Annotated in this window: 22 protein-coding genes; 10 read left to right on the top strand and 12 right to left on the bottom strand. The window is 59.2% G+C overall.

Annotated features, from left to right (window positions below):
* Positions 1-81 precede the first annotated feature (81 nt).
* Together pyk and WKI41_RS09395 are read right to left on the bottom strand one after the other, a co-directional pair.
* Complete coding sequence (pyk, locus tag WKI41_RS09400) at positions 82-1,521, bottom strand: pyruvate kinase (protein ID WP_340193214.1); 1,440 nt, start codon at positions 1,519-1,521, stop codon at positions 82-84.
* Entirely contained in the window at positions 1,521-2,003 is a 483-nt protein-coding gene (locus WKI41_RS09395; RefSeq protein WP_340193213.1) for a DUF1036 domain-containing protein, read from the bottom strand. Before WKI41_RS09395 ends, pyk begins: the two co-directional genes overlap by 1 nt.
* Before the next feature lie 194 nt (positions 2,004-2,197).
* On the opposite strand from WKI41_RS09395, the gene WKI41_RS09390 reads away from it, so the two are divergent.
* From WKI41_RS09390 to WKI41_RS09380, 3 genes are all read left to right on the top strand, one after another.
* Positions 2,198-2,986, top strand: coding sequence for an N-formylglutamate amidohydrolase (locus WKI41_RS09390; protein ID WP_340193212.1), 789 nt, complete (start codon positions 2,198-2,200; stop codon positions 2,984-2,986).
* Between the two features lie 14 nt (positions 2,987-3,000).
* Positions 3,001-3,306 carry a DUF1244 domain-containing protein gene (locus tag WKI41_RS09385; RefSeq protein ID WP_340193211.1) on the top strand — a complete coding sequence of 102 codons (306 nt, stop codon included), beginning with the start codon at positions 3,001-3,003 and terminating at the stop codon, positions 3,304-3,306.
* 150 nt (positions 3,307-3,456) lie between these two features.
* Positions 3,457-3,711 (top strand): DUF2312 domain-containing protein, encoded by a 255-nt coding sequence (locus WKI41_RS09380; protein WP_062439745.1) that lies wholly within the window; start codon positions 3,457-3,459, stop codon positions 3,709-3,711.
* Positions 3,712-4,108: 397 nt separating this feature from the next.
* Here WKI41_RS09380 and WKI41_RS09375 read toward each other — a convergent pair whose 3' ends face one another.
* The 5 genes from WKI41_RS09375 to WKI41_RS09355 all read right to left on the bottom strand — a co-directional run bounded on the left by WKI41_RS09375 (position 4,109) and on the right by WKI41_RS09355 (position 6,896).
* Positions 4,109-4,714, bottom strand: a complete 606-nt coding sequence (locus WKI41_RS09375; RefSeq protein WP_340193210.1) for a hypothetical protein — start codon at positions 4,712-4,714, stop codon at positions 4,109-4,111.
* A 99-nt stretch (positions 4,715-4,813) separates the two neighbouring features.
* The gene (gene ykgO, locus WKI41_RS09370; protein WP_003497670.1) at positions 4,814-4,939 is read right to left on the bottom strand and encodes a type B 50S ribosomal protein L36; all 126 of its coding nucleotides are present in this window, start codon (positions 4,937-4,939) and stop codon (positions 4,814-4,816) included.
* A 126-nt stretch (positions 4,940-5,065) separates the two neighbouring features.
* A complete protein-coding gene (locus tag WKI41_RS09365; RefSeq protein ID WP_340193209.1) occupies positions 5,066-6,154 on the bottom strand; it encodes a 5-(carboxyamino)imidazole ribonucleotide synthase in 1,089 nt (362 codons plus the stop codon).
* A complete protein-coding gene (gene purE, locus WKI41_RS09360) occupies positions 6,151-6,618 on the bottom strand; it encodes a 5-(carboxyamino)imidazole ribonucleotide mutase (protein WP_207773727.1) in 468 nt (155 codons plus the stop codon). Before purE ends, WKI41_RS09365 begins: the two co-directional genes overlap by 4 nt.
* Before the next feature lie 74 nt (positions 6,619-6,692).
* On the bottom strand, positions 6,693-6,896 hold the full coding sequence (locus WKI41_RS09355) for a YdcH family protein (protein WP_296016511.1): 204 nt from the start codon (positions 6,894-6,896) through the stop codon (positions 6,693-6,695).
* 235 nt (positions 6,897-7,131) lie between these two features.
* On the opposite strand from WKI41_RS09355, the gene WKI41_RS09350 reads away from it, so the two are divergent.
* Positions 7,132-7,308: a YdcH family protein gene (locus WKI41_RS09350; RefSeq protein WP_340193208.1), complete on the top strand. Its 177-nt coding sequence runs from the start codon at positions 7,132-7,134 to the stop codon at positions 7,306-7,308.
* A gap of 142 nt (positions 7,309-7,450) precedes the next feature.
* Here WKI41_RS09350 and WKI41_RS09345 read toward each other — a convergent pair whose 3' ends face one another.
* The gene (locus tag WKI41_RS09345; protein WP_340193207.1) at positions 7,451-8,215 is read right to left on the bottom strand and encodes a sulfite exporter TauE/SafE family protein; all 765 of its coding nucleotides are present in this window, start codon (positions 8,213-8,215) and stop codon (positions 7,451-7,453) included.
* Positions 8,216-8,394: 179 nt separating this feature from the next.
* On the opposite strand from WKI41_RS09345, the gene WKI41_RS09340 reads away from it, so the two are divergent.
* The 5 genes from WKI41_RS09340 to WKI41_RS09320 all read left to right on the top strand — a co-directional run bounded on the left by WKI41_RS09340 (position 8,395) and on the right by WKI41_RS09320 (position 13,901).
* The gene (locus WKI41_RS09340) at positions 8,395-9,048 is read left to right on the top strand and encodes a thiamine phosphate synthase (RefSeq protein ID WP_340193206.1); all 654 of its coding nucleotides are present in this window, start codon (positions 8,395-8,397) and stop codon (positions 9,046-9,048) included.
* A gap of 8 nt (positions 9,049-9,056) precedes the next feature.
* Entirely contained in the window at positions 9,057-10,292 is a 1,236-nt protein-coding gene (locus WKI41_RS09335) for a tetratricopeptide repeat protein (protein WP_340193205.1), read from the top strand.
* Between the two features lie 367 nt (positions 10,293-10,659).
* Positions 10,660-11,460 (top strand): inositol monophosphatase family protein, encoded by an 801-nt coding sequence (locus WKI41_RS09330; protein ID WP_340193204.1) that lies wholly within the window; start codon positions 10,660-10,662, stop codon positions 11,458-11,460.
* Positions 11,461-11,841: 381 nt separating this feature from the next.
* Positions 11,842-12,867, top strand: coding sequence for a flagellar motor protein MotA (locus WKI41_RS09325; RefSeq protein WP_340193203.1), 1,026 nt, complete (start codon positions 11,842-11,844; stop codon positions 12,865-12,867).
* Between the two features lie 2 nt (positions 12,868-12,869).
* Positions 12,870-13,901, top strand: coding sequence for a peptidoglycan -binding protein (locus WKI41_RS09320; RefSeq protein ID WP_340193202.1), 1,032 nt, complete (start codon positions 12,870-12,872; stop codon positions 13,899-13,901).
* Between the two features lie 48 nt (positions 13,902-13,949).
* Here the strand turns inward: WKI41_RS09320 and WKI41_RS09315 are convergent, their stop codons facing one another.
* The gene (locus tag WKI41_RS09315; protein ID WP_340193201.1) at positions 13,950-15,740 is read right to left on the bottom strand and encodes an ABC transporter transmembrane domain-containing protein; all 1,791 of its coding nucleotides are present in this window, start codon (positions 15,738-15,740) and stop codon (positions 13,950-13,952) included.
* A 239-nt stretch (positions 15,741-15,979) separates the two neighbouring features.
* Here WKI41_RS09315 and rpmE point away from each other — a divergent pair, with 239 nt between their 5' ends.
* Complete coding sequence (rpmE, locus tag WKI41_RS09310) at positions 15,980-16,201, top strand: 50S ribosomal protein L31 (protein WP_174064701.1); 222 nt, start codon at positions 15,980-15,982, stop codon at positions 16,199-16,201.
* Positions 16,202-16,654: 453 nt separating this feature from the next.
* Here rpmE and WKI41_RS09305 read toward each other — a convergent pair whose 3' ends face one another.
* From WKI41_RS09305 to WKI41_RS09295, 3 genes are all read right to left on the bottom strand, one after another.
* A complete protein-coding gene (locus WKI41_RS09305; RefSeq protein WP_062427920.1) occupies positions 16,655-17,167 on the bottom strand; it encodes a DUF1465 family protein in 513 nt (170 codons plus the stop codon).
* A gap of 352 nt (positions 17,168-17,519) precedes the next feature.
* Entirely contained in the window at positions 17,520-17,717 is a 198-nt protein-coding gene (locus WKI41_RS09300; RefSeq protein ID WP_340193200.1) for a DUF1192 domain-containing protein, read from the bottom strand.
* Positions 17,714-18,997 (bottom strand): MFS transporter, encoded by a 1,284-nt coding sequence (locus tag WKI41_RS09295; protein WP_340193199.1) that lies wholly within the window; start codon positions 18,995-18,997, stop codon positions 17,714-17,716. The genes WKI41_RS09300 and WKI41_RS09295 overlap by 4 nt, the downstream gene beginning before the upstream one ends.
* Positions 18,998-19,041 lie beyond the last annotated feature (44 nt).

Here is a 19,041-nt window from a genome sequence, read left to right as displayed (position 1 = left end):
TGGATTGGGCTCCGCTGCGCGTCTCGCGCTAACGGCGAAGCACAGAGGGCGGAGCTTTGCTCGCGCCCTCTGTGAATGCCATCAAACGCCGCTCTGGCCGTCCTGACCGATATAGGCAATACGGACCATGTTGGTGGCGCCTGGTGTGCCAAGAGGGACGCCAGCCGAGATGATGATGCGGTCGCCGGGCTTGCCGAAACCTTCGGCGACGACGATGCGACATGCGCGGTTGACCATGTCGTCCAGGTCGCTTGCATCACCGGTGACGACGCAGTGCAGACCCCAGACCACCGAAAGACGGCGGGCCGTCTGAATGATCGGCGAGAGCGCGATGATCGGAACCTGCGGACGCTCACGGGCGGCGCGAAGGCCGGTGGTGCCGGACGAGGTGTAGGTGACGATGGCGGAGAGACGCAGCGTCTCGGCGATCTGGCGGGCAGCGAGCGAAATCGCATCCGCACCGGTTGCTTCCGGCTGGGCGCGCTGCGCGTAGATGATGTTGGAGTAGTGCGGGTCCTGCTCCACGGTGCTGGCGATGGAGGCCATGGTGGAGACGGCTTCGACCGGGTAATCGCCGGAGGCGGATTCGGCCGAGAGCATGATCGCATCTGCGCCTTCGAAGACGGCGGTCGCGACGTCGGAGACTTCGGCGCGTGTGGGAACAGGGGCGGAAATCATCGATTCCAGCATCTGTGTGGCAACGACAACCGGCTTGCCGGCGCGGCGGCAGGCGCGCGTCAGCTGCTTCTGGATCCCGGGCACGGCTTCGAGCGGCATTTCCACGCCAAGGTCGCCACGGGCCACCATCAGCGCGTCGGAAAGCTCGATGATCTCTTCGATGCGTTCGATCGCCTGCGGTTTTTCGATCTTCGACATCAGGCCGACGCGGTTGCCGGCAATTTTTCGGACTTCCGCCAGATCTTCCGGCCGCTGAACGAAGGAAAGTGCGACCCAGTCGACTTCTTCCGTCGCGAGAACGGCGGCGAGGTCGGCGCGGTCCTTATCGGTCAGAACGCCAACGCCAAGCAGCGTGTCAGGCAGGCTGATGCCCTTGCGGTCGGAAATCTTCGTGCCGGAGACGACGGTGGTGACGATGCTCTTGCCATCGCATTTTTCAGCGCGCAGATGCAGCTTGCCGTCATCGATCAACAGGCGATCGCCTGGCTTGACGGATTCGAGAATTTCCGGGTGCGGCAGGAATACGCGGTTCTTGTCGCCAGGTGCCTCGTTATTGTCGAGCGTGAAGGTCTGGCCCGGTGTGAGATCGACCTTGGTATCGGCAAACTTGCCGACGCGCAGCTTCGGTCCCTGCAAGTCCGCCAAAATGCCAATCGGACGGCCGTTGCGGCTTTCGACGGAGCGAATGCGCTGGATCAGCGTGCGCATCACGTCATGGCTCGCATGGCTCATATTGATGCGGAAGAGATCGGCGCCGGCTTGATGAAGCTTCTCGATCATCGCCTCTTCTGCCGAAGCGGGGCCAAGAGTTGCAAGGATTTTGACTTTGCGATTACGCTTCATCAGTTCTGACTTTCCTGTGTTCCTGGCGTGTCCGAAAGCTGGACCATCCAGCTTCCCTGTCGGCCAGTATCGTATTCCTTGAAGCCCATGCGCTGGAAGCTGCGGGCATAGCAATCATCGACGCCGTTGATCTTGAACTCGTTTTCCGCCACGCACATGTTGACGTCGCCGGTCCAGCGGCCGCCACGGGCGGCATCTTCGGCGTAGAGGTAATAATAGCGCGATTGCAGCTCACCCTCGATCAGCGTGGCGCATGTGGAGGCGGGCACCTGCCACCAGCCTTCGCTGACCCAGCCTTCCTTTGCGCGGTAACCGATGGCAACGCCCACAAGGTTCTGCGTGCTGTTGCAAACGCGGAAATCCGCCCAGGCCGGCTGCGCTACGAAAAGAGGAGAGGAGAGAACGGCGGCTGCGGTAAGAGTGCGGATCGCGCGCCGATGTTTCTCGAGGAGAGCGGGGAATGTGTATGTCACGGCGTCCATCCGGATTCCATGGTTATAGTGAAAACACTTCTAGGCGCGGAGGCCCAAGAATGTCAACGCGAGTTTAATCGATTATATTGTCAGGTCGGGTCTCTGCTGCGGTGCTGTCGATGGCCATCTATCCGTGCAAACTTGCGCGTGGCGTCAAGCCATGCCATCAAGCGTCTCTCCCTTAGCTGCCCCAGAAATCAATTATGTCAGACTTTCAGCCATACGAAATCATAGAAGGCGATTATGACAAAGGCATGGTTTTGCTTGCAGACCACGCCATGAACCTTCTTCCACAAGCTTACGGCAATCTCGGTCTACCGCAAACCGCTTTCGAGCGCCATATCGCTTATGACATTGGTGTGGAAGGCTTAACGAAAAAGCTCGCGGCGAGGCTGGGCGTGCCTGCGGTTCTCGGCCGCTTCTCGCGTTTGCTGATCGATCCTAATCGGGGTGAAGACGATCCGACGCTGATCATGAAGATTTCCGATGGCGCCATCGTGCCCGGCAACCATCCGATCAGCGATGAGGAGTGGGAGAGGCGACTTGAGACCTATCATCGTCCTTATCACAATGCCGTAGATGCGGTTCTGACAAGAGCGGCAGAGACTTCGGGCAAGGCACCGCTGGTGTTTTCGCTGCACTCCTATACGCCGTTCTGGAAGTCGGTTCCGCGCCCTTGGCATACGGCGGTTCTGTGGGATACCGACCATCGGGCAGTTGTCCCCTTGATCGCGCAGCTGCGGGAAAGCGGCGATATTCTGGTGGGCGATAATGAGCCTTATGACGGCGCGCTGAAGGGCGACACCATGTATCGCCATTGCATGATGAAGGGCATTGCGCACGCGCTTCTCGAAGTGCGCCAGGATCTGATCGGCGACGAGGCCGGTATTGCCGCCTGGGCGGAGCGTCTCGCTCCCATTTTCGCCGCAATGAATGACGATCCCACCCTGCACGAGTACATGCAGTTCGCCTCGCGAACTGGTCCTTATTGAAAGGCGACATCGACATGAGCGAGCTTGACGAGAAGCAGAGAACAGAGTTCGAGGCAGCGGCGTTTCGCAGGCTGGTCAACCATCTGCGCAATCGCCCAGAGGTGCAGAATATCGACCTCATGAACTTGGCAGGCTTCTGCCGCAACTGCCTGTCCAACTGGTATGCGGATGCTGCCAAGGATGCAGGCGCCGATCTCAGCAAGGACGAAGCGCGCGAGATCATCTACGGCATGCCCTATGAAGACTGGAAGCGTCTTCACCAGCGGGAAGCGAGCGATGGCCAGAAAGCCGCCTTCGAAGAAAACCGTCCGAAGGAATAGTTGCCTTCCACCCGAATCAGCTTGACGTGAGGCCTTTCCACGGGCAGTTCACCAGCCGGGAATTTGGGCTGCCTTTGATGAGCAGCAGGCGAAGATTTCGCTGCACAGAAAACGGGCTCGAAGCGAGCCGAACTATTGAAGGATCATGGAATGGACGAAACAGCCACAACCGAAACCGTCGCCGCCGCCGAACTTCGCCAGATTATCGAGCGCATCGAACGCCTCGAAGAAGAGAAGGCGGCGATCCAGGGTGATATCAAGGATGTCATGGGCGAAGCCAAGGGCCGCGGTTACGACACAAAGGCGATCCGCACTATCATCCGCCTTCGCAAGAAGGATGCCAATGAGCGCATCGAGGAAGAAACGATCCTGCAGACCTATATGGCAGCCCTTGGAATGGAGTGAGCTTGGGGCTCATCCAGGGTTGATGTGTTAAATCGCCGCTTCTGCGGCGATTTTGCTTTGTGAGGCAGGCATATGGGGTGTGACGAATGGACTCGTCCCGCTGCGCGGACGCGCAGCGGCTGGACTCCGCATCAAGTGCGGGGTGACGCAGGGAGGAGGCCTTCCATTAAACACACGGTTCGAACCGCAGGACACCAGTGGCTCAAACGGCAGGACGACGGCAGAGGGTGGAGTCACCGCTGCGAGCAGGGGCCCACAAGCATTCCCACCGCGCCACCTCTGGATTATCTTGGAAGTCTAGGGTCGTGACTTCGCCAGCAATGCCGTCACTCACAACGCTGGCCACATTGAACGGGCATCAACGACACCCGTCAAGCTGACAAACGCACCACGTGCATCAGCTGCGCGTGCCGGCAAGCTTCTCTGAAAGTTCGCTCATTTCCTTCTGCGCTTCCTTGTCGGCGGGGTAGAGCGTCAGGTAACGCTCCCAGACCTTCATCGCCGTCTCGTTGCGCTCGGCGCTTTCGAGGATGTTGGCGAGGCCGGAGAGGGCGGGGAAGAAACGGGGTTCCTTTTCCAGCGTGCTGTTCAGATCGGCCATGGCCTTGCGGGTGTCGCCGTCCGCCAGATGCACCATGGCGCGGCGGTACCAGGCGCCGGCGTAGTCGGGATCGAGGAAGATGGCTTGGTCGAGGAAGTCATAGGCTGCGGCGCTTCGCTTTTCCTCACTGGCTTCTTCGGCCCACTTCATCAACAGGTTGATGGTCGGGCTGCCGGAATCGCTCCACTCTCCGACGATCTCGGTGGCGATGACGCGGGCCTTCTTGGCGTCGCGCTCCTTCTTCAGATTGTTGAAGAGGTCGCCAACCGTGTCCTTTGAAGCAGGCTGCTCGGGCGGAGGCGTTGCCACCGCGGGCTCTGCAGCGTGGGCGGTGATAGCCGTGGCCAAAGCAAGCGGGCTGATCGAGGCGAGGAGAAGGGCACAAAAACGAAATTGGCGCATGCGGATCACCATAATCCGTATGCGCCAATTAGGAAATCGAATTCTGTCTGCTATCAACAAAGTGATCCGCTTTTCGAACGGAGCACTTGAGAAACGCAATCAGCCCTGACGAGCCTTGAAGCGTGGGTTCTGCTTGTTGATGATGTAGACGCGGCCCTTGCGGCGAACCAGACGGTTGTCGCGGTGACGAGCCTTAAGCGCTTTGAGCGAGTTCTTGATCTTCATTTTTCTGGTCCGCAGTTTGGCGGGCTTTCGCACGCATAATCTAAACAATCAAAAGCGCGCAACGGGGCGCGCCTTTTTCGGTTGGCAGGCAGATACCCTTTCGGCACCCCCCTGTCAACACGTGACTCACGCTTTTGCTGGTAAAACCCCCGGCTTTCCAGCGTTGAAGAGTTGCGTCACATGGCCCATCTTGCGACCCGGACGCGCTTCCGTCTTGCCGTAAAGATGCACGAGGCAGTCTTTTTTGCTGAGCCATTCCGGCACAGAATCGATGTCGTCGCCGATGAGATTGGTCATCACGCAGTCGGAATGTCGTTGCGTGCTGCCAGGAACCAGTCCTGCGACTGCACGGATATGCTGTTCGAACTGCGAGACCACGCAGGCCGCTTCCGTCCAGTGGCCGGTATTGTGGACGCGCGGTGCCATTTCATTGGCCACCAGCGAGCCATCCGCCAGCACGAAGAACTCGATGCCGACGACGCCAACATAGTTCAGTGCTGCGAGCAGCTTTTGCGCTGATTCTACGGCGACAGTTCTTGCCGCGTCGGAAAGATCGGCGGGAATGGTCGAGGTGTGGAGAATGCCGTTCAGGTGAACGTTTTCAGCCGGATCGTAGCAGGTGACGGTGCCATCCTGAAAACGTGCCGCGATGATGGAAATTTCGCGCTCGAAGGGCACGAAGCTTTCCAGAATGAGCGGAACCTTGCCCAGTGCATCGAAGGCACCGGTCAGATCTTCGCCGCCCTTGAAGACGCGCTGGCCCTTGCCGTCATAGCCCATGCGCCGCGTCTTGAGCACACCCTTGCCGCCGAATGAGGCGAGTGCTGCTTCAAGCCCCGCCTGATCGTCCACAGCGTGGAAATCGGCGGTCGGAATGCCGCAGCCATTGAGGAAGCGCTTTTCCGTCAGGCGATCCTGCGAGGCGCTGAGCGCTTCAGCCGGCGGGTAGACCGGCACGGACGCGGCAAGAGTTTCTGCCGCAACGACCGGCACGTTTTCGAATTCGTAGGTCACGACATCGCAGAGGCTTGCGAGTTCTGCGAGCGCCTTTTCGTCATCGTAAGTTGCGACAATCTGGCGGTTGCAGACCTGGGCTGCCGGACAATCTTCTTGCGGTTCCAGCACCACGGTGCGAAAGTTGAGGCGTGCGGCTGCCATGGCCAGCATGCGGCCAAGCTGGCCGCCGCCGATGATACCGATGGTGGAGGATTTCATTGCGGCGCGTCCATGGGATATTCGGCAACGATGGCCGTCTGGCGGGCGCGGTAATTGTCCAGCCGGTCGGCGAGATCCTCATCCGACAGTGCCAGCACAGCGGCGGCCAGAAGGGCGGCGTTGATGGCGCCTGCCTTCCCGATGGCAAGCGTGCCGACTGGGATGCCTGCTGGCATCTGCACGATGGAGTAGAGGCTGTCCTGGCCGGACATGGTTTTTGACTGGACCGGAACACCGAAGACCGGAAGGGGGGTCAGCGCTGCCGTCATGCCGGGCAGGTGGGCCGCACCGCCGGCACCGGCAATGATGACCTTGAAACCTTCGTCCTTCGCATTGGTAGCGAAATCGAACATGCGTTCCGGGGTGCGGTGGGCGGACACGATGCGCGCCTCATATTCGATGTCGAGCGCATCCAGCGTATCGGCGGCGTTCTTCATGGTTTCCCAGTCAGACTGGCTTCCCATGATGATGGCGACGGGCGGAGTTTCGGTGGTCAAGCGGCCTCTCCTTGTCCAGAGACTGTCAGGGTCAGGGTTTGTCAGGCGATGATATCCGGGATGATCTGATCTTCGATCTGGGTCATCTTGTCCTTGATGGCCAGCTTCTTCTTCTTCATCCGTTGAATTCTGAGCGCTTCGCAACTTGTCTGGATCATCGCGTTGATGGCCGCGTCATAATCCTCATGCTCCTGCCTCAGCCTTGCCAGCGTAAGCCGGACGTCCGCCTGTTCCTGGTCGGGCATCTCGTCGTCCCCATTGTAATGAACCGGACCGCCATCCGGCATGTTTGTTATCGGTCTTCGTGCCTGTACCATCAAATGGCGATAACGGGAAGTTTTCCTTAAGAGCATTTTTGCCGCACTATTGCCTCGATTTCACCTTCGACAAACCTCGCTTTCCATGTCACAGTGTTGTCGTAAACCTGAAACTCCAGCGATGGAGAGCTGGAGGTAGGTTCAACTAGGAAGGACGTGCCGCATGACCATTCAGGCTCATATTGCATCGCTCGAAAAGAAACACGGTGCTCTGGAGGAGGAGCTCGAGAGTATTCTTGCTTCCCCATCTTCCGACGATCGGGAGATTGCCGATATCAAGCGCAAGAAGCTGCGCCTTAAGGACGAGTTGCAGAGGCTGAAAGCGACCACGAAACATTGATTTTCAACGACTATTGAAACCGCGCGGCGAAATTTCGCTTGAGAAGCGGTAAAGGTTCGAGGCCCTGGTTGCAAAGCGTGATCAGGGCCTTTTCGTTTGATTGTTCAAGGCTTCGGCGTGGATCAGCGGCGACCGTTCCTCCTCAGATCGGCAACCCATCCCAGAGCAGCTTCAGCGCTGCTATAAATGCCATGCCGTACATCAGCGGATAGAAGACGGCGGGCTTCATGTACTTCACCACCTTGGCGCCGGCAAATGTGGCAATCATCGCCACCGGCAGCAGGGTTGCGGACGTGGTGAGATTGGTGGAATCCAGCGCGCCGAGGGCGAAATAGGGGATGAGCTTGATCGCGTTCATGATGGCGAAGAAGCGCACGCTCATGCCGGTATAGGTCTTCGGATCGAGTTTCAGCGGCAGCACGTAGATCTGAAAGGGCGGGCCGCCCGCATGGGCGACGAAACTGGCATAGCCGGAGAGCGACGACCAGAGCGTGGCTGCGGCCGGTCTTTGCGGTTTGGGGGCAATCTCCTGTCCACGGCGAGCGCGGTACGCCTCATAGAAATAGCGCAGCACGAAGATGATGGTAACCGTTGCCACGACAAGGCGCATGGCATTGGGCGAAATCAATGTCGAGGTGGCCCAGCCGAGCGCAATGCCGGCAATCGCGCCCGGCAGCATCAACAGCAGCGTTTCGCGGTGGTTGTGGTGACGCCATGCCCAGAGGGCCACCAGATCCATGACGATCAGGATGGGTAGAAAGATCGCAGCCGCCTGCACCGGCGGTACGGCGAGCGCCATCAGTGGCACACCCATCAAGGCCAAGGCGCCGCCAAGCCCGCCTTTCGACAGGCCGACCAGAACGACAGCGGGAATGGCAACGAGGAAGAAATGCAGATCGAGCGACATGGGCAGGACTTGAATCGAACGTGTGGGAGGCCGTTAGAACAGGCCGCGAAGGGAAAGGACAACAAAGAGTCGGGGTATGAACTGTTGATCCTTCGTGCAGTCCGGTTTATCGGAAACAGTATATGAAAACGAGTGCAGATTGGCGATGAAGCGTTCTTTCTGCGGAAAATGGAAAAATCATGGGTTCTCCTGAAGATCGCTGCCGTCTGGTTCTGATCGTGCCGCAAGCTGAAGATGCTAGCCTGCAAGCCAAGACGTTGGAGGATGCGTTGCGGGGCGGCGATGTCGCCTCCGTCATCATTCCGCAATATGCGCTCGATGACGACAGCTTCCAGAAACGCGCGGAAGTGCTGGTGCCCATCGTGCAGGCGGCTGGCGCTGCGGCACTCGTTGCCGGCGACAGCCGTGTTGCCGGCCGGGTGAAGGCCGATGGTCTGCACGTCGTCGGCGGCCTGGAACCCTTGGCGGAGGCGGTGGAGAAGTTCACGCCCAAGCTGATCGTCGGTGGCGGTAACGCCGATGACCGTCACAAGGCGCTGGAACAGGGCGAGGCAAGCCCGGACTATATCTTCTTCGGCAAGCTGGAAGGCGATATCAAGCCGGAGCCGCACCCGAAGAACGTAGCGCTTGGCGAATGGTGGGCGTCGATGATCGAAATTCCGGCGATCGTCATGGGCGGTTCGGATGTCGCGTCCGTCGTCGCTGTGGCTGAAAGCGGCGTGGAATTCGTCGCACTGCGCCAGGCTGTTTTTGGCCATGCGAGCGGAGCAGCGCAGGCCGTTACTGAGGCCAATGCATTGCTTGACGAAAAAGCGCCACGGTTTGGCGGTTGATACGGGCGATGATCCTTCGCTTGTTTCGCCCGCCCCAATCGACTTCGCTTATCGCGCTGGCCTGTGCTCTGATCGCGACACCTGTCTTTGCGCAAGGCCAGGCCCCAGCCGCCGGCCAACAGGCGGCGCCCCAGCAGGCCCAGCCGCAGGGAAACCCTGAGCTTCTGCCGGGCCTTGGCCAGCAGGCTCAAGGGGCTGAGGGCGCAGATGAGGAAGACACCGATTTCGGACCGGCGGTCAAACAGGCACCGGAAATTCTTGCGCGACCAACGGATCAGGATGCCGATCCGCTTCGCAAAGGCCGCGTGACCGGTGGGGATCAGAAGGATCTGCAGCCTTCGGAGGGCGTGACCGTCTATCAGCGCATGGGAGCCGAGCTTCCTGCGCTGCCGAAGGAGAGGGAATTCAAGGGCAAGGTCGACGAGGCCTATGGCCATTACCAGCGCGGCGAATATGTGCAGGCGCTGGATAAGGCGCTGACCCGGGCGCAGGACGGCGATGCGGCGGCGCAGACGCTGGTGGCCGAAATGATGAGCCGTGGCCTCGGCATTGCGCGCGATGAAAAGACCGCCGCCTTCTGGTACGAGCAGGCTGCCAAGAATGGCGATGCCGTCGCCATGTTCAAATACGCCCTGATCCTGATGGAAGGCCGTCTCGTCAAGCGCGACAAGACGCTCGCCGATGACTATATGCACCGCGCGGCGGAAGCGGGAAATCCGGAAGCCGAATTCAACTGGGCACAAATCCTCGTTTCCCAGACGCCGGGGCCGAAGGGTCTGCTGGCGGCACTGCCCTTCTATGAGCGGTCGGCGGAAAAGGGGATCGCAGACGCCCAATATGCCGTCGCGCAGATCTATTTCAACGTTCCGGAAGTGCCCAAGGAAAAGAAGGCGAAGGCACGGGAATGGCTGATGCGTGCGGCAAAAGCCGGCTTCGATACGGCGCAGGTCGATCTCGGGATATGGCTGGTCAACGGCACCGGCGGCGATCGCGACCTGGAAGAAGGTTTTCGCTGGCTGAATGGCGCTGCCCAGCGCGGCAATGTGGTGGCGCAGAACAAGGTTGCGCATCTCTACGTGCAGGCGCTTGGAACGCGGCCAAACCCGGTAGAGGCTGCGAAGTGGTACGTGCTTTCGCGGCGCGCAGGCCTGAAAGATCCAGGCCTTGAGGACTTCTATCTCGGTATCGAGGACGATCAGCAGAAACAGGCGATCGACGCGGCAAACAAGTTCCGGCCCCACTGACGGCAGAGAGCGCCGTCACAGCGCACGAGACAAATGCTTGCGGCTATCAGCTTTGTCATGTGCGGTTGTGAGATCAACTTCCGCAAGACGATGCGATGAGGTCGAATTTTTTCTGACGACCGAGAGATTTCGTATTTGATGGCGGGCCTGCCACACGCGCTGTTCCAAGCCGCTTCTCCAGCGTCAGAGGCAGAGGAAATCAGTTCCGCAGTAAGGTGTGTCGTTGCGCGCTTTTGTCCTGACCATGCTTTCTCCTTGAATTTCGACCCGTTTTGTGGTCTTGAACCCGCAAACCTAAAACAGAAACCAATATGCCTGCCTGCCCGATCTTGCGGGGCCGGTTCAGCCACCTTCCAGGAATGTTTTCATGGCCCGTTCAGCCCTTCTCAATGTCATGGTTCAGGCCGCCTTGAAGGCGGGAAAATCTTTGGCGCGTGACTTCGGTGAAGTGCAGAACCTGCAGGTTTCGGTTAAGGGACCAAGCGATTTCGTCTCGCAAGCCGATCTGAAGGCTGAAAAGATCGTTCGCGACGAGCTGATGAAGGCACGCCCGACCTATGGCTTCCTGGGCGAAGAAGGCGGCGAGGAAATCGGCACCGATGGCGCGCATCGCTGGATCGTCGATCCGCTGGATGGCACCACCAACTTCCTGCACGGCATTCCGCAGTTTGCGGTTTCCATCGGTCTGGAGCGCAGTGGCGAAATCGTCGCGGGCGTCATCTTCAATCCGGCAACGGATGAACTCTACACCGCAGAGCGTGGCGGCGGTGCGTTCCTCAATGACCGCCGCATTCGCGTTGCGGCTCGCAAGCAGCTTTCCGATTGCGTCGTCTGCTGTGGCGTTCCGCATCTGGGCCGCGGCAACCACGGCAAGTTCCTTGTCGAGCTTCGCCACGTGATGGGCGAAACAGCAGGCGTGCGCCGCATGGGTGCAGCCGCTCTTGACCTCGCTTACGTCGCAGCGGGCCGCTTCGACGGCTTCTGGGAAGCGGAACTGTCGCCTTGGGACATCGCAGCAGGCATCGTCCTCATTCGTGAGGCCGGCGGCTTTGTCTCCGATATGGGCGGCGCCAACAGCATGCTCGAAAGCCGCAGCGTGGTAGCCGGTAACGAATATATTCAGAAGGCTCTTCTGGAAGTGGTCAACCGCCCGGTTCCCGGTCGCTGATAGAGCTTAAACTTCCCGTTAAGCCCTCATTCCTGTGCTCGTCACAGGAATCCAGTCAGGCCAAGTCTTTGGTCTGAAGTAATGTTTTCTCGTCGCGGCGACGCGCGACGGCTAGATTCCCGTGACAAGCACAGGAATGACGGTGGTTGAGTAAACCTTGCTCTAGCCACTCGCCACTTCCACTATGGCGCCCATGCGTTCGATCTCGTACCTTGACGATCGAACAACGCCTAAGCCTCCTTTTCGCGCTTTGAAAAAGCTTTGTTCTCAAAAGGCTTTTCACTTCAATTCGTCGTAATTTTACTCTAGCTTCCGCTCCGAACCATGCTGATGTCCCAGTCTTGAGGGCAGGGTCATGGCAGCATCAGAGGAACGGGCCCTATGGCGGATACGGAAATGCTCGATGTCGGCGTCGAGAAACCGCTGACGAAAGACTATCACCACAAGCTGTCCAGCCCGACGCCGTTTCTATGGACGATGATGATCTTCCTCATCATCGTGGCCTTCATTGCCGCCATCCTGTTTCGGCAGGCGCAAACGGCCTTCATGAGCAATCCGGGGCTGAACGGCTTCATTCTCGGCGTTCTGGCCATCGGCATCATCCTCGTTTTCACGCAAATCTTCAGCCTGCGCCCGGAAGTGCGGTGGTTTAACAATTTCCAGGCTGCGGGCAGCGTGGACAAGGCGGGCCGTTCGCCCAAGCTTTTGGCACCCATGCGCGCGCTGATCGGCAAGCGCGGTGAAGTGCGCGTGTCTGCCGTAACCCAGCGTTCCATTCTCGATTCCATTGCCACGCGTCTCGACGAGCAACGCGATACTTCGCGCTATCTCATCGGCCTTCTGGTCTTCCTCGGTCTGCTTGGCACATTCTGGGGCCTGATCGGCACGATCGGCGCGATCAGCGGTGTCATTCAGGGGCTTGATCCAAGCTCTGGCGACAGCAGCGATATTCTTTCCTCGCTCAAGTCCGGCCTGACCGCGCCGCTGTCTGGCATGGGCACGGCGTTCTCGTCTTCGCTGCTTGGTCTTTCCGGCTCGCTCATCCTCGGCTTCCTCGATCTGCAGGCAGGTCGTGCGCAGAACCGCTTCTATACGCAGTTGGAAAACTGGCTTTCTTCTGTCACCGATACCGGGGTCGATCTTGTCGTCGATGGCAAGCCCGCCGCAGCAAACGGCATGGTTGGCACCGAGCGTTCGGTTGCCGCCATGCACAACCTTGCCGAAGGCATTCAGGGGCTGGTGAAGAACATGCGCAGCGAGCAGCAGATGCTGCGCGACTGGATCGAAGCGCAGCAGGAAGAATCCAAAGCGCTGCGTCGCACGCTCGATCGGCTGACGGCACGCATGGATGCTGATCAGAAGGCTTCCGCCAAGCGTTCTCTTCCCCACGATAACGGGAGCGAGTAGCCATGGCGCTTGCGCGCAACCGTCGCCGCGACAAAGGCGTCGATTACTGGCCGGGCTTCGTCGATGCGCTATCGACGCTGCTTATGGCGATCATGTTTCTGCTCACGGTCTTCGTGCTGGCGCAGTTCGTGCTGTCGCGGGAAATCTCCGGCAAGGATGAGGTTTTGACCCGCCTCAACAACCAGATCGCCGAACTCACCGAATTGCTGGCACTGGAAAAGGGCAGCAAGCAGGATATCGAAGACACACTTGCCAATCTGCAGTCGACGCTGGCGCAATCCGAGAATGAGCGGACGCGCCTGCAGGCGCTTCTCGATGCAGGTGCGGGGACTAGCTCCGCTGCCAATGCGCGTGTCGGTCAGTTGACTGGCGAGCTAGAGAATGCGCGCGAAGCCGGTGCCAGAGCCTCGACGCAGATCGAACTGCTGAACCAGCAGATCGCAGCACTCAGAGCACAGATCGCTTCGGTCGAGGCAGCATTACAGGCCTCGGAAGCCAAGGACGCGTCCTCGCAAGTCAAGATTGCCGATCTCGGACGCCGCCTTAATGTGGCACTAGCGGCACGTGTGCAGGAATTGAACCGCTATCGCTCCGACTTCTTTGGACGTCTGCGTGAAATTCTCTCCGACCGCGAAAACATCCGCATCGTCGGCGACCGCTTCGTCTTCCAGTCGGAAGTCCTGTTTCCCTCCGGCGGCACGGATCTCAATCCGGAAGGCCAGGTGGAGATGGCAAAGCTTGCCACTGCCCTGATCGATCTTGCCAAGGAAATCCCACCAGAGATCAACTGGGTTCTGCGCGTAGACGGTCACACCGACAATGTGCCTCTGTCGGGCTCTGGCCGCTTTCGGGACAATTGGGAACTGTCGTCTGCGCGCGCAACTTCGGTCGTCAAGTTCCTGATCTCCAAGGGCGTGCCGGCCAATCGCTTGGTCGCAGCCGGCTTTGGCGAGTATCAGCCGCTGGCGGAAGGCGAGACACCGGAAGCGCGTTCCCAAAACCGCCGCATCGAGTTGAAGCTGACGGAGCGCTGATCTTTTCGCGATTCAGGTGTCTTTGCGCCCAGGGGGCGATTGCGGCGTTCAAGCCGCGTCGTCGGCGTCCGTGTTGAATTGCAGGCGCGCGAGCTTGGCGTAGAGCCCACCCTGGCGGATCAGACTTTGATGGGTGCCTTCCTCGATGATCCGACCTTCATCCATTACCAGAATGCGGTCGGCCTTCAGCACAGTGGCAAGGCGATGGGCAATGACGATGGTGGTGCGCTTGGCGATCAACTCGTCCAGCGCCCTCTGCACCAGCGTTTCGCTTTCGGCATCCAGTGCCGAGGTTGCTTCGTCGAGCAGCAGGATCGGCGCATCGCGCAGGATGGCGCGGGCAATGGCAATGCGCTGGCGCTGGCCGCCGGAGAGTGTCACGCCGCGTTCGCCAGCGACCGTGTCGTAACCTTCCGGCAGTCTAGCGATGAAGCCATCGGCCTGTGCGGCGACCGCTGCAGCCCGGACCTGATCGCGCGTCGCCTCCGGTCTGCCAAAGGCGATGTTGTCGTGGATGGAAGAGGCAAAGATCGCGACATCCTGCGGAACGATGGCGAGCCTCGAGCGCAGCTCCTTCAAGGTGACGGAGCGGATATCGGTGCCGTCGATGGTGATGCGGCCGGATTGCGGATCGTAAAAGCGCATCAAGAGCGAGAAGACGGTGCTTTTGCCCGCACCCGACGGGCCGACGATCGCCACCGTTTCGCCGGCTGCAACGTGAAAGGACAGGTCGGAGAGGATGGGTTTGCCAGCACCCTTCGGATAATGGAAGGCCACATGCTCGAAACTTGCTTCGCCCCGCGGCGGGACGGGAAGCGACACGGGAGCTGCAGGTTCTTCAACCGGTGACTTTTCCGCCAGCAATTCGGAGAGGCGTTCGGCTGCACCTCCTGCCTGCGACAGTTCCCCCCAGACTTCAGAGAGCTGACCGAGCGAGCTTGCGGCAATGACGGAGTAGAGAACGAACTGGCTGAGCGTGCCACCCGAGATAGTGCCGCTGAGAACGCTGTGTGCGCCATACCAGAGAATAGCGACGACGCTGCCGAAGACCAGGCTGATGGCAACGGCCGTCAGAATGGCACGAGCGCTTATGGCAGCGCGGGCGCCTTGATAGGCCTTCTCGACTGCGCCATCGTAGCGGCTGTTTGCCAGTGCCTCGGCATTGAAGGACTGGATGGTGCGGCTGGCGGAAATGGTCTCCGAGGCGAAAGCGGAGGAGGCGGCCAACGTATCCTGCGTGGTTCTGGAGCGCGAGCGCACCGACCGGCCGAACGCGATCAGCGGAAAGACGATGAAGGGGATGGCAAGCAATGCGAGGCCCGCAAGCTTCGGGCTAGTGTAGACCATCATTACCACCGCGCCGAGACAGAGCAGCGTGTTGCGCAACGCCACGGACGCGGACGAGCCAAAGGCGGAGCGAATCTGCACCGTATCGGCGGTCAGGCGCGAGGTCAGTTCGCCGGAATGGTTGGTATCGAAGAAGGCTTGCGACAGCGAGGTCAGATGCGCGAAGACATCGCGGCGCAGATCGGTCACGACGCGCTCGCCGATGATCATCACATAATAATAGCGCATGGCGCTGGCGAGCGCGAGAACGATGGCAATAGCCAAGAGCATGGCGAAATAGTTGTTGATCATCGCGCCGTCGGTGGCTTCAAAACCGTGGTCGATGATGCGGCGTACGGCAAGCGGCAGGGCAAGCGTGGTGGCCGAGGACAGGACCAGCGCGCACAGAGCGGCGGCGACAAGGCCGCGATAGCGCTTGAGGTAGGGAAAGAGGCTCGCCAGAGGTTTCAACGTCCTGCGTCCCGCGGGCTTCTGTCCCTCAATGTCTGCCACGTGCATCACTCCTTCATACCGCAGCGGATAAAAGCCCTGTGCGGCAACGCATTTTGCGCGTCTTCATATGTGTCTTACCGTGAGCGGCAGGCACTTGTTATCTCGGCGCCCTTCATGTATAGGCTCCGCATCAAATTGGGAAGCCATGGCCTGAAGGGCTCATGGTTTCATTTATTGAATCGGCTCAGTTGACGCAATTGCGGCAAATGGTCCGCACCCACTTACGCAGGAAGATTGTCATGAAGGCTGAAATCCATCCCGACTATCACATGATCAAAGTTGTCATGACCGATGGTACCGAATACGAAACCCGCTCCACCTGGGGTTCCGAGGGCGCAGTTATGAACCTCGAAATCGATCCCAGCTCGCACCCGGCCTGGACCGGTGGCAACCAGCAGCTGATGGACCGCGGCGGTCGCGTTTCCAAGTTCAACAAGCGTTTCGGCGGCCTCGGCCTCTAATTCGTTTGATCATGGACTGCATAAGAACCTCGGAGCGATCCGGGGTTTTTTGTTGTGGGGGGAGCGCTTTCGGGGATTTCGCTGCGCCGGGCTCACAGAACAAGACACGACCGATTTGTCTGCCACGAACTTTTTCATACGAGGTGGGAAGGTCCACCTCCGCACGAGGTTGCAATGAGGCTTAACCTCGCCCCTGGTCATCTTCGCCCTTGAGGCGAGGATCCATTATCTTATCGTCAAGCGCTTGAAAATAATGAATCCTCTGCTCAAGGCCGAGGATGACAGCCGAGAGGTTTCGCCTTTGATCACAAAGTATCTGGCCGTCGTTCCAATACGCTTAATCTGCGTCACGAGGCTCGGAAATCAAATGCGCCGTGCACTGTGGCGGGACTCCAAAACAAAAAAGCAGGCCTGAGCCTGCTTTTTCAAAATCATGCGTCGGGGTTAGCGCGATCAGTTGCTGTTGAACGCAGTGCGCAGCAGGTTCAGCTGTGCCTGAACGCTGTTCTCGTTGTCCGGAACCTTTGCTTCCGACGGGCGGTAGATTTCGCGGTCGAGAAGTGCAACACGGTTTTGCAGGCGCAGAGAACGCTCGACCAGGTCGCGGAAGGATTCCGGCAGATCGTTCCAGCCCGGCGCGTTGCGATCCACGTTGAAGTTGTCGAGGCGAACCTTATTCTTTTCGTTGAGAACCTGGTCGCGGGTCATCTCGCCATTGTTGACGGCGCGCTGCAGGAGCAGCCAAGATGCCATCTGCATCAGGCGGGTGGTGAGGCGCATGGATTCAGCGGCGTAAAGTACCGAGGCCATCCGCGGCAGCACCTTGGAAGCGGCGCGGCCGGAGCCATCGAGGTAGCTTGCCGTTTCTTCTACCAGGCCCATGCCTTCGGCATAGAGAGTCTTGAACTGGTTCGAGGCTGCAGCGCGGCCGGCGAAGCTGATGGTATTCAAAACCTGTTCCGACATTTCTTTAATCCCTGCTTACGCATGATACGGTGAGGCAACGGAGTCAGCGGGTAAATTGTTCCGGCCTTTGTATTTTCAGGATGATACCAATACCGCAAATGCGCAAGCTGATTATTAAAGAAAGGTTAATACCCACAGTTTTGCAGGTTTTCCAACAAGATAAAAAAAGAGCCGCAAAAGCGGCTCTCAAGGTAAAACAGGGAGAAAAATCAGACCAATTCGCCGATAGGAGAAACTGCCTGAGGTTCAGCAGAACTGAACATGTATAGTAATCTCTCAGAAAGCTTAATATTTGGTTAATGGTAAATGAAAAACTGTCTCGAGGGGTAACGTTTGTTCGGTGTTACCGATCTCATCTCGCGCGAAACAGATTTTCCGCAGCCTTGCGTCCGGCCGACTTCTTCTCCCGCTCTGCTTCCAGCCGTTCGATCTCAGCTGTCAGGATATTGATGCGCGCGGTCAGCTCATCCACGGAGATCAGCGTCAGATCGGCGCCGACGATGTGGGTGGTGTTCTGCTTCTGCGGAAGATCCTCGTCAAAGATACTCATATTCCTGCTCCCTTCTGCAAATCTGCTTCGTCTTCAGGATATTGCGGTGCTCTGGGGTCAAGCGAGGCGCTTTCCGGCGTCAACAGCGGTGCAGGCGCTGTCGACATGGTGGAGAAGTTGTCCTTCTGCTCGGTGGTGAGCGCGGCGCGTTGCCTTGAGCGGAAGATAGAATACGCCGTAATCAGAAGATGCGAAACCGCCGTTACCAGAAACAGCGCGTAAGGACCGTAGGACGTCATGATCGGGCCGCCAAGGGTCGGGCCGATAATGGTACCGATGCCGTAAAGCAGGAGCAGGCCGCCCGAGACCTTGACGAAGTCTTCGGACGAGGCAAAGTCGTTGGCATGCGCTACCGCGATTGGGTAAAGCGCGTTTGCCGCCGCGCCATAGACGGCAATCATGCCGATCAGCACATAGACATGCGCCGGCTGGATGGTCGCAACCGAAAGGCCTGCGACGGCAGCGAGCGCCGAAAGGCCTGCCAGCACGTAGCGACGGTCGATCCGGTCTGAGAGCTTGCCGGCCGGGAACTGGGCAAGCGCGCCGACAAAAATGGTCGAGCTGACCATGATGGCGATGGTTGTCGGATCAAGCCCGGCACGCGCGCCGAAGACGGCGGCGAGCGTGCCATAGGCGCCATTGGCAATACCCACCAACAGGATGCCGACGAAAGACACCGGCGAATTGCGATAGAGCGCCGGCAGATCGAGCTTGACCTTCTTCAGCGGTTGCGGGCTCTCGGCCTTGGAGAGCATGGCGGGAAGGATCGCCACGCAATAAATGATGGCGCAGATCATGAAGAGCGATGTGTTGCCCACATGGCCAAACGGGATGACGAGCTGTCCGGCGACCACGCCGAACAGGGTGATGGCGATATAGAGCGAGAAGATTGCGCCACGGCTCTCATTGGTGGCGCGCTCGTTCAGCCAGCTTTCGATGATCATCGATGTGCCGGCGGTGCAGAAGCCGGTCAAGACGCGCAAGCCCACCCAGGCGACATCGTCGATGAACAGGCCCGTCAGAAGAACGGTAAGGCAGATGACCGCAACGAAGCTGCCAAAGGCGCGGATGTGACCGGCACGGCGCACGATGGCCGGTGCAACGAAGCAACCGATAACGAAGCCCGCCGCCCAGGAGGTGCCCAGGAAACCGAGCACTTCGTTGGAGTAGCCTTCCTCCGAGCCGCGCACCGGCAGAAGCAGGCCCTGCAGGCCGTTGCCAAGGAAGAGAAAGAGGGTGCTGGTGAGAAGAGCGAATACGGGTAGAATATTTCTGCTCATAAAATCACTCTTATGCTGATGCTATTGACGGTATCACGTGCAAG

The organism is Agrobacterium larrymoorei (assembly GCF_037722385.1).
GTDB classification, from domain to species: domain Bacteria; phylum Pseudomonadota; class Alphaproteobacteria; order Rhizobiales; family Rhizobiaceae; genus Agrobacterium; species Agrobacterium larrymoorei_C.
This window is presented reverse-complemented; position numbering and strand designations above follow the sequence as displayed.

Bases quoted from the DNA above. Each gene is read 5' to 3' on its own strand.
- WKI41_RS09330 (WP_340193204.1), top strand. From the start codon at position 10,660: ATGGCCCGTTCAGCCCTTCTCAATGTCATGGTTCAGGCCGCCTTGAAG.
- WKI41_RS09325 (WP_340193203.1), top strand. From the start codon at position 11,842: ATGGCGGATACGGAAATGCTCGATGTCGGCGTCGAGAAACCGCTGACG.
- pyk (WP_340193214.1), bottom strand. From the start codon at position 1,521: ATGAAGCGTAATCGCAAAGTCAAAATCCTTGCAACTCTTGGCCCCGCT.
- ykgO (WP_003497670.1), bottom strand. From the start codon at position 4,939: ATGAAGATCAAGAACTCGCTCAAAGCGCTTAAGGCTCGTCACCGCGAC.
- WKI41_RS09305 (WP_062427920.1), bottom strand. From the start codon at position 17,167: ATGTCGGAACAGGTTTTGAATACCATCAGCTTCGCCGGCCGCGCTGCA.
- WKI41_RS09390 (WP_340193212.1), top strand. From the start codon at position 2,198: ATGTCAGACTTTCAGCCATACGAAATCATAGAAGGCGATTATGACAAA.
- WKI41_RS09335 (WP_340193205.1), top strand. From the start codon at position 9,057: ATGATCCTTCGCTTGTTTCGCCCGCCCCAATCGACTTCGCTTATCGCG.
- WKI41_RS09385 (WP_340193211.1), top strand. From the start codon at position 3,001: ATGAGCGAGCTTGACGAGAAGCAGAGAACAGAGTTCGAGGCAGCGGCG.
- rpmE (WP_174064701.1), top strand. From the start codon at position 15,980: ATGAAGGCTGAAATCCATCCCGACTATCACATGATCAAAGTTGTCATG.
- WKI41_RS09350 (WP_340193208.1), top strand. From the start codon at position 7,132: ATGACCATTCAGGCTCATATTGCATCGCTCGAAAAGAAACACGGTGCT.
- purE (WP_207773727.1), bottom strand. From the start codon at position 6,618: ATGGGAAGCCAGTCTGACTGGGAAACCATGAAGAACGCCGCCGATACG.
- WKI41_RS09300 (WP_340193200.1), bottom strand. From the start codon at position 17,717: ATGAGTATCTTTGACGAGGATCTTCCGCAGAAGCAGAACACCACCCAC.
- WKI41_RS09375 (WP_340193210.1), bottom strand. From the start codon at position 4,714: ATGCGCCAATTTCGTTTTTGTGCCCTTCTCCTCGCCTCGATCAGCCCG.
- WKI41_RS09295 (WP_340193199.1), bottom strand. From the start codon at position 18,997: ATGAGCAGAAATATTCTACCCGTATTCGCTCTTCTCACCAGCACCCTC.
- WKI41_RS09365 (WP_340193209.1), bottom strand. From the start codon at position 6,154: ATGAAATCCTCCACCATCGGTATCATCGGCGGCGGCCAGCTTGGCCGC.
- WKI41_RS09355 (WP_296016511.1), bottom strand. From the start codon at position 6,896: ATGCCCGACCAGGAACAGGCGGACGTCCGGCTTACGCTGGCAAGGCTG.
- WKI41_RS09345 (WP_340193207.1), bottom strand. From the start codon at position 8,215: ATGTCGCTCGATCTGCATTTCTTCCTCGTTGCCATTCCCGCTGTCGTT.
- WKI41_RS09340 (WP_340193206.1), top strand. From the start codon at position 8,395: ATGGGTTCTCCTGAAGATCGCTGCCGTCTGGTTCTGATCGTGCCGCAA.
- WKI41_RS09380 (WP_062439745.1), top strand. From the start codon at position 3,457: ATGGACGAAACAGCCACAACCGAAACCGTCGCCGCCGCCGAACTTCGC.
- WKI41_RS09395 (WP_340193213.1), bottom strand. From the start codon at position 2,003: ATGGACGCCGTGACATACACATTCCCCGCTCTCCTCGAGAAACATCGG.
- WKI41_RS09320 (WP_340193202.1), top strand. From the start codon at position 12,870: ATGGCGCTTGCGCGCAACCGTCGCCGCGACAAAGGCGTCGATTACTGG.